Here is an 8,077-nt window from a genome sequence, read left to right on the forward strand (position 1 = left end):
GTCACCTGGAGTCACCTGGATCGAAAGGACCTACCACCGCCGACGCCGACAACGACCCCTCGGCAAACTAACGCCCATCGAGTTTGAGACCATCTACGCAGCCGCACACGCGGCCTGAAACCCCACACCACGCCTGTCAACCAGAGCGTCAGCAGTCCCCCGTCCCTCACCGCATCGGTGAGACCCAAGATCGGGCCCGTCCAGCCGGACGGGCCCGACCGCTGTCACAACGCAGTCCCGCGACGTGCCGCAAAGGCGCGAACGTTGGATGGAGTGCGTCAGCCCGTGAGGCCCATGGGAGCCGTCCTACCCTCAGTCCGCTCGTCGGAGGGTCTCCGACCATGCCGCCGCCTTGCACCGGAACGTCCGCCGCGCCAGCACCTTCGAGTCGTGATCGGTCGCGACGAGCATCTACTTGCGGTCGGCCAGGTCGACCCCACGATCGCGTTCGTGACCGGGACCGCCTCTCGCAGCCAGGAAAGCCTCGCGTTCCAGTTCCGATCCCCGCGAGAAACACCACTACCGTGAGACATTGAACGTCCTCCTTCGATGCGATGGGACACTAAGCCCGACAAGCGCATCAGGAGGACGTTCGCCACGCCAGACCCGAGCGCGCAGAACGTCTCTCTATGCCGCTCGTGGCGCGGTTGCGGACGTTGTCCCGAGTATCGAACCGGGGTCACGCTTGCAGATGAACACCTACGAGAACGTTCTGGTCCAGACTGATCTGCCGCCCGAATCCGACACGCTCAGACGCGCGGCGGCCGCCTACCTGGCCCGATTCAAAAGCCAGTCCCGGGTTCACACCGAGTCCGACCTGCGCGCACACCTGAACTGGTGCAGAAGTCACAGCCTGGACCCGCTGACCGCGGAACGGCCCCACCTCAAGCTCTACATCCGCGGGATGCAGGAGGCCTGCCGCTACAAGCCTTCCACCGTGAGTCGCCGCATCGCTGTCGTCGCCGGGTTCTATCGAACCTGCGTCATCGACGCTGTCCTCGCGCACTCACCGGCCGAGCACGTCCGACGCCCGAACGTGCCCGCCGAGTCACCGACACTGGACTGACCCAGCTGCAGTTCGAAGCCATGCTGGCCAGCGCTGGACCAGGCAATGGGCGGGGATCTGCTGAGCCGGGCTCAGAGCCTGCCCGGTCGGGCCGGGGACGGTGGTCCTCGGCCCGACCTTCGGGCGAGTCCGGGCGGCGTTAGAGGTCGACGGCCCGGGCGACCGGATCCCTTTGCGGGACAAGCCGGTCCAGCGGCCGGATGCCGAGCGCCATGACGACGTAGAGCCCGGTGGCGACGAGCGGCAAGGTCGAGGGCTCGAAGCCGTGGGCGCCGACCGCGAGCCCGTTGACGACGAGCAGCCCGCCCGCGAACGCCCCGCTCATACCGGCCAGTCGCACGCGCGTCCCTCTGTGCGCCTGCCGAAGGAGGGCCGCAGCGAACACGAGGACGGTCACTCCGAGCAGGAGGAGGAAGAACGAGTTGACGCCCCACTCGAGCCAGCGGACGGTCTCGGCCGCAGCGAACCGGGACGCCCGGTCCGCTGGCCCGGCGGTGGCCCACGCGTCGACGGCCCGCTTGAGCGCGACGCCGTCGACGGCCATGTTGGCCGCGATGAGGGCTGCGGTGGCGGCGGCCGCCGCATCACCGAGGCGCACGAGCAGCGGGGCGACGCCGGCCCGGCTCAGGGCCTGGCCCATGGCGAGGAAACCCGCGACCACGACTGCCGCCGAAGCGAACTGGAGGTAGTGCACCCACACCCAGTCGGTGCTGCGGGCATACTCGGCGAAGACGGCTGCGTGAGAGTTTGGTGGCTCTTCGTGCGGGTGTAGGACGCCGCCGACAACGGCCAGGGCCRCACCCGAGACGAGCAGGACCGCGGACACCAGCGCGGGGCGCGGGCCGCTTCGGGAAGCGGTGTGCAGGGCGTCGGCCGGCGTGTCGGCCGGGTGCGGGGCGTCGGCGTCGTGCGTGTGTGGGCGCCACGCGAGGTAGGCAGCCATGAGCGCGTACATCCCGACGTGCCCCCACGTCATCAGGTCTCCACCGGAGAGAAAGTCGAGCCAGTAGGGCACGAGCAGGACGACGAAGGGCAGGACCATGACTGCGGACATCTCGGCGATGTGGCGACGGCCGTGGCCGCGCACCCACATCCAGGCCGCCATGCCGAAGGTCATGTCAAAGGCCATCGTGAGGGCCATCGCTGCCGGCCTGCTCGTGAGGCCGGGCCAGACCGCGTCCCAGAGGGCGCCGAAGAGGCCCATGCCGACGACCATGGCGATCGTCATCTCGACGTAGGCGGTGAGGAAGCGGACGAACCGCGAACGGAGGAAGCGGCGGACTGTGTCGCGAGGTGCGAGGTCCGCATCGAGGGTCGAGAGCGTTGTCATGTCTCGATGCTCGGTGGGGATGGCTGGTCTCCGGACGTGCCGGAAGTCATGACGTGGGTCACCCGTCGCGCGTGACCCTCACAGCAGTCCGAGTGCGCGAGCCCGGAGCGCGGCTTGGGTGCGGTCGCGGACGCCGAGCTTGGCCAGCACGTTCGTAACGTGATTCTTGACCGTGCCCTCGGACAGGAAGAGACGGGCCGCCGTCTCCCGGTTGCTCAGCCCGTCGGCGACGGCGCGCAGGACGTCAAGCTCGCGCTCGGTGAGCGGGTCGATCAGCGGCTGCGGACGCGGCGCGTCCGGGACGTCGGGCAGCTGGTTCATCCGGGCCAGCACCTTGGCCGCGACCGAGGGCTGCAGGACGGACTCCCCGCGCGCGGCGGCGAGGACGCCCTCGACGAGTCGCGACGCGGTGGCGTCCTTGAGCAGGTAGCCGACGGCACCGGCGCGTAGAGCCGGGAACACCTCGTCGTCGCCGTCGAAGGTCGTCAGGACGAGCACCCGCACGTCGGGATGCTCGACGGTGAGCCGTGTCGTCGTCGCGACACCGTCGAGGACGGGCATCCGCAGGTCCATGAGCACGACGTCGGGATGCAGCGCGTCGACCAGGTCGAGCGCCTGCGCGCCGTTCTCGGCGGCACCGACGACCGCGACCTCCTCGCGGACCTCGAGAAGGGTCGTCAGCGCCTCGCGGAACAGCGTCTGGTCGTCAACGACCAGGACGCGTACCGCTCCGTGGCTCCTCAGGGTCATGCCGGCAGCTCCACTCGGACGGCGAGGCCGGTGCCCGGGGTCGACTCGACCGTGAGGGAGCCACCGAGTCGCTCCGCGCGCTCGCGAATGCCGATGAGGCCGAACCCGCCACTCCTGCGGTCGATAGCGCCGTCGACGCCGCGTCCGTCGTCGCTGACCTCGAGGCGGACGACGTCCGGAAGGTACGACAGCCGGATGGTGGCCGCGTGCGCGTTCGCGTGCTTGCGCACGTTGGTGAGCCCCTCCTGGGCGACGCGGTAAAGCGCCACCTGGGCGTCGCCCTCCAGTCGGCGTTCCTCGCCCTCGACGTCCACCTCGGTGGGCAGGCCGGCCGCGGCGACCTCGGCCGCGAGGGTCCGCAGCTGCTGGGGCAACGGCTCGGCCGGGCGCGGCTCGCGCAGGGCGGTCACTGACTCGCGGACCGAACGCAAGGCCTGGCGGGCTTGCTCCTCGGCCTGGCCCAGGAGCCGGTCGGCCTTGTCCGGGTCGCTGGCCAGCACGGCTCTCGCCGCCTGCACCTGCATCCCTACCACGGTGAGGTGGTGGCCCAGACCGTCGTGGATGTCGCGCGCGACCCGCGTTCGTTCGCGCATCGTCGCGAGCTCCTCGGTCTGGGCACCCAGCTCATGCAGCCGCGCATTGGCGACGGCGAGCTCGGACCGCGCCTGCTGCTCGCGCAGGTGAAGGGCGGCGAGCACGAAGGCGAAGGCGCACGCGAGGGCCGTGGCCACCACCTGTCGCAGCCCGTCCGCCATTGGCATCCCGACGTGGACGAACGGCACGAGCAGCGCGACGCCCACCGCCCAACCCAGCGGGAGGAGCACGACCGCCTGGACGACGACCACGAGCAGCAGCAGCGTGCTGCCGACGCCGGCGCCTGCTACGTCGAACACGGCAAAGCCGAGCGCGAGCGCGACGAGCAGGTACCCCACGGCCGCGGGCCGCCCGTGGCGCTGGGCCCAGCGGTAGCCGAGCTCCGACCACGCCACGTACACCGTGCCAAGGACGCCGGGCAACACGACGCTCTCGTGCGGCGCGGTCTCGAGCAACATCACCAACAGCGCCGCCACGGCCAGCATCGGCAGGGCCCGGTTCACGGGTCCAGCCTCGCACCCCGCGGGCCCGATGCGCGGCCCTTTCGACGGCGCTCGCGTCGTGGCTCGGCTGTCGGTCACTCGTGCCGGGGTGCTCCACCCACGGATGACGGCAGTCGAGGCAGTCGCCTAGAGCCTGCAGTTGGTGGGCGCGCTCTCGCCTCCGCCTGCGCCGCTCAATGAAACAAGTAGCCGCATGTTGCGCATGGACCAAACCTCGTCGAACCCTCAGGACTGTCCAGGTCCCTGTGCAAGCCGCCTCGTCCGAAGACCAAGGAACTCTGCGACCGCCCAACAGGCGGGACTCCTCACGGACACCGGAAAGTGTCCTTGTGCCGTCGTCCGTCGTCGGGACGACTCCAGAGGCGACGTTCGTACCGTCCACGTTCGCGACTCCAGACCGCGCCGGCCAGGGGCGCGGGGAACTCGCGACGTAAACCAACGGCACCCGGCCGGCTCACCGGGCAGGATCAGGGGTGGATGACCTCCGTCCCCACCACACCAAACAGGAGCCGACGATGACCGACACCCCCTCGACGCAGCCCTCCGAGCCACCCGCGGCCGCTGCGAGCAGCACACCAACCCCACCGGCCGAAACCCAGGACGCCACCGGGTTCACCGACGCCGAGCACCACACCCTGCGCTCGGCCGCGATGCTGGCAAGCGCGTGGGTGTCACGCGCGGAGAAGGGCATGTTCGACAGCATCAAGGAGTCCTTCGCCGCGTCGAAGGCGATCGCGGGCTCACCCCCAGAGGTCGCCGCCCTGGTCGGCAAGGGCGGGTTCCCCGAGATGCCGAAGGGTACGCCCGCGGACGTCGAAGCCCGTACCTTGGCGCTACTGGGCGAAGCGGTCTCGCTGTTGCGGGCAAAGGCTCCCCAGCTCGTCGACGGCTACCGCGCCATGGTCCTACAAAGCTGTCGTGACGCCGCGGCTGCAGCCGACGACACCTCACCCAACGAGACGGCTGTCATCGCCAAGGTAGAAGCTGCGCTGGCGTGACCACGCTCGCCGGTCACTTGGTGCAAAGGTCCGCTACGACTAACGGTGGACGCCGCACCGCCTACCGAGACGCCATCTCGCGGTTCATGGATGCGGTGCGAGAACGTCCGCAACTGCCGCCGATAGCTCGTTGACGTTAGCGCGGATCCGGCTGGCTAAGTAGTTCTCCCAGCGCACCGCGAGCAGGTCGTACCAGTAGCTTGCTGCCCTCGGGAGGCGGAGCTCCCAACCGTCCTCAGGTGCAGTTTCCAGCAAATGAAGCACTCCCCAGGCGACGCCCCACACCGAGTCCTCATATGGTCGATCGAACAACGGAAGCAGGGCCTCGCGCTCCTCAGCGGAGATCGGCACGGGAACCGCCTCGATCGCCGCGGCGAAGTCCTCGATTGACTGCTCGTCCCACTCCACTTCTGGCGCTAGTGGTCCAAATGCGGCCAAGGCTAAGACCTCCGATCGGACGGTCATTGCGGCTCCCTGATGCTGCACCCGTGATCAGAACCTTCGTCGACGATCCTGTCAACGTCCGACACACCTCGCATGGTTGGGGCACCCCAGCTCTAGCTGGCCTTGCCCAGGTCGTCGCCGAGGGTCGCGGCCTGGACTCCCGCTGACACGCTCACCCAGCCCGATTGGGGTGCGTCACCCCGCCGCCTCATGGGCGTATGCGTCTCACGCATATGCCCGGAGCGGTCGAATCCATTGGAACATTCCGAGGTCGCATTCCCCTCGGATCTGCCTGTTACCAGATGAAGGGGACCAGACGCGCACGGTCCTTGGCGAACGCCAGATACGCGGCTCCAAGACTGTCGATCATCGCGTGCTCCTCGCGCAGTAGTCGGTAGATGAGCCCAACCAGGATCAGCAGGAGGCACGCAGCGGTGCCCACCCAGTTCCCGAGGATCAGGCCACAGCCGACGAACGCCGCTAGTAGGCCGGTGTAGCTGGGGTGCCGCAGTATCCGATAGGGGCCGCGTTCGACGACCACCTGATCGGGAGAGGTCTTCACCACGGTCGTGAAGTACGTGCCCAAGGTGGCGAACGACCACCATCGCAGCAGTAGGCCGAGCCAACCGATCACTGTTCCCACTACGAATACACCAGCACCATCGAGGACGGCTTCGGGCGCGAGGGCCTGGGCGAGCGGCAGCATGAGGATGCCCGCGAAGAAGATCACTCGGAACACCACTTCACCTCGGACGTCCGTGCGCGAGGCACCGCGACGCCATTTCACCACCTGAGAGAACTCGCCTACAGCGAATGCAGCGACGCTGACACCGACCACCAGCCGAGCCCAGGTTTCCTGTTGAATCAAGGGCGTCACCACGCGAACCAGTCTTCCAGTCATAGCGTGTCCGGGCATGCCGCGCAGAGGACGAGACGTCCGTCCAAGCGCCGATGACCGCGTTGACGCCCGGCGACAGACCGCCGCGAGCCTGCGTTGGGGACACGGTGGCAGCGAGACGGGGGCAACGCCCGTTCGTGGCGTACAACCCGTACGTCGGCAGTGACATGGTCAGCGAGGGTCGACTGCTTCTGGTGTTGAGTCCAGGGACAGCGTGGGAGGGTGCGTGTGTGCAGATCGGTGTGGTGTATCCGCAGATCGAGCTTGGTGGAGACCCGACAGCTGTCCTGCCATTTGGCCGGGCGGTCGAGGAGCTGGGCTTTGACCACTTGCTCGCCTATGACCATGTCCTCGGCGCCGTCCACGCTGGCCGGACGCCACCGCTGACCGGTCCCTATACCGAACGGGATCCGTTTCACGACCCGTTCGTGATGTTCGCGTATCTCGCCGGGGTGACGAAGCGGATCGAGTTCGCGACTGGGGTCCTGATCCTGCCGCAGCGTCAGACGGCGCTGGTGGCCCGGCAAGCGGCCGACGTCGATCTGCTCTCTGGCGGCCGGCTGCGCCTGGGGGTCGGGGTTGGCTGGAGCCCGGTGGAGTACCAGGCCTTGGGTCAAGAGTTCCGAAGCCGAGGCGCCCGGCAGGAAGAGCAGATCGAGTTACTCCGCCGAATGTTCACCGAACCGGTTGTCGACTTCGCCGGCCGCTTCGACCGGGTTGACCGAGCCGCCCTGGTGCCGAAGCCGACGCGTTCGGTCCCGATATGGCTGGGTGGATCCAGCGAGGCGGYGTTCGAGCGGGCCGCCCGGCTGGGCGACGGATTCATCTTCTCCGGCGGCGGTATCGACCACGCCACCGACGACTGGCACAAGGTCCAGGATCTGGTGCGCGCACAGGGCAGGCTGACAGAAACCTTCGGYGGCGAGTACGTGATGGCGCCCTGGGGCGAGATCGGCGACCTCACCGATCAGATCGAGGCGTGGCAACGAGCCGGCGGGACACACGTTTCCATCGTGACCATGGGCCGTGGCCTGGACTCCGTTGACGAGCACATCGGCCTTCTCTCCACCGTCGCGAACGCACTCGACCGGCCATGACCCCTCCTCACCCAGAAGCGACGTCCTGCTCGCGTCCGGACTGACCTACCTCGCGACCCGGTTCTTCGTACACACGTGACGGTGTGCTCAAGGCGCCGCGCTGCTGTCCGGGCGCCACGTCGAGACCGGTCAGCCGACCACTCGCCGACGTGGGGGTGCGTCACATCTCCGCCAGACGGTCACCTGCGCGCGGCCGCCTGCGTGCTGGGGAAGCCGCCCCGGAGCGTCCCGAGGGAGCGCCATGGGGCGACTGCGGGTCTAGCTGTACTGACCCGACAGGTTGGTTAAGCGGGTGATGGGTGGCTTGTTCCCGCAGGCGGTGTGGGGTCGGTGGTGGTTGTACTCGTGGAGCCATGCTGGCAGGGCCGCCCGTCGCTCGTCCTCTGAGGTGTAGCAG

At 68.5% G+C, this 8,077-nt stretch carries 9 protein-coding genes; 3 read left to right on the plus strand and 6 right to left on the minus strand.

Going from position 1 to position 8,077, the window contains the following annotated elements; genetic code table 11:
* The first annotated feature begins 691 nt into the window (after nt 1–691).
* Nucleotides 692–1,066, plus strand: a complete 375-nt coding sequence (locus tag AB4Y83_RS22365) for a hypothetical protein (RefSeq protein WP_442298232.1) — start codon at nt 692–694, stop codon at nt 1,064–1,066.
* Nucleotides 1,067–1,205: 139 nt separating this feature from the next.
* Here the strand turns inward: AB4Y83_RS22365 and AB4Y83_RS22370 are convergent, their stop codons facing one another.
* The 3 genes from AB4Y83_RS22370 to AB4Y83_RS22380 form a co-directional block, all read right to left on the minus strand.
* Nucleotides 1,206–2,396 carry a hypothetical protein gene (locus AB4Y83_RS22370; RefSeq protein ID WP_442298233.1) on the minus strand — a complete coding sequence of 397 codons (1,191 nt, stop codon included), beginning with the start codon at nt 2,394–2,396 and terminating at the stop codon, nt 1,206–1,208.
* A gap of 78 nt (nt 2,397–2,474) precedes the next feature.
* Nucleotides 2,475–3,146, minus strand: a complete 672-nt coding sequence (locus AB4Y83_RS22375) for a response regulator (protein ID WP_442298234.1) — start codon at nt 3,144–3,146, stop codon at nt 2,475–2,477.
* A complete protein-coding gene (locus tag AB4Y83_RS22380) occupies nt 3,143–4,243 on the minus strand; it encodes a sensor histidine kinase (RefSeq protein WP_442298235.1) in 1,101 nt (366 codons plus the stop codon). The genes AB4Y83_RS22375 and AB4Y83_RS22380 overlap by 4 nt, the downstream gene beginning before the upstream one ends.
* Before the next feature lie 515 nt (nt 4,244–4,758).
* Between AB4Y83_RS22380 and AB4Y83_RS22385 the strand changes: the two genes are divergently transcribed.
* The gene (locus tag AB4Y83_RS22385) at nt 4,759–5,241 is read left to right on the plus strand and encodes a hypothetical protein (RefSeq protein ID WP_442298236.1); all 483 of its coding nucleotides are present in this window, start codon (nt 4,759–4,761) and stop codon (nt 5,239–5,241) included.
* A gap of 84 nt (nt 5,242–5,325) precedes the next feature.
* On the opposite strand, the gene AB4Y83_RS22390 is transcribed toward AB4Y83_RS22385, so the two are convergent.
* Together AB4Y83_RS22390 and AB4Y83_RS22395 are read right to left on the minus strand one after the other, a co-directional pair.
* The gene (locus tag AB4Y83_RS22390) at nt 5,326–5,706 is read right to left on the minus strand and encodes a hypothetical protein (protein ID WP_442298237.1); all 381 of its coding nucleotides are present in this window, start codon (nt 5,704–5,706) and stop codon (nt 5,326–5,328) included.
* 274 nt (nt 5,707–5,980) lie between these two features.
* On the minus strand, nt 5,981–6,565 hold the full coding sequence (locus tag AB4Y83_RS22395) for a methyltransferase family protein (protein ID WP_442298238.1): 585 nt from the start codon (nt 6,563–6,565) through the stop codon (nt 5,981–5,983).
* A gap of 248 nt (nt 6,566–6,813) precedes the next feature.
* On the opposite strand from AB4Y83_RS22395, the gene AB4Y83_RS22400 reads away from it, so the two are divergent.
* A complete protein-coding gene (locus AB4Y83_RS22400; protein WP_442298239.1) occupies nt 6,814–7,680 on the plus strand; it encodes an LLM class F420-dependent oxidoreductase in 867 nt (288 codons plus the stop codon).
* A gap of 258 nt (nt 7,681–7,938) precedes the next feature.
* On the opposite strand, the gene AB4Y83_RS22405 is transcribed toward AB4Y83_RS22400, so the two are convergent.
* Nucleotides 7,939–8,077 (minus strand): integrase core domain-containing protein (locus AB4Y83_RS22405; protein WP_442298240.1); only part of this gene is annotated, 139 nt, incomplete at its 5' end.

Source organism: Terrabacter sp. RAF57 (genome assembly GCF_052113925.1).
Classification (GTDB): domain Bacteria; phylum Actinomycetota; class Actinomycetes; order Actinomycetales; family Dermatophilaceae; genus Terrabacter.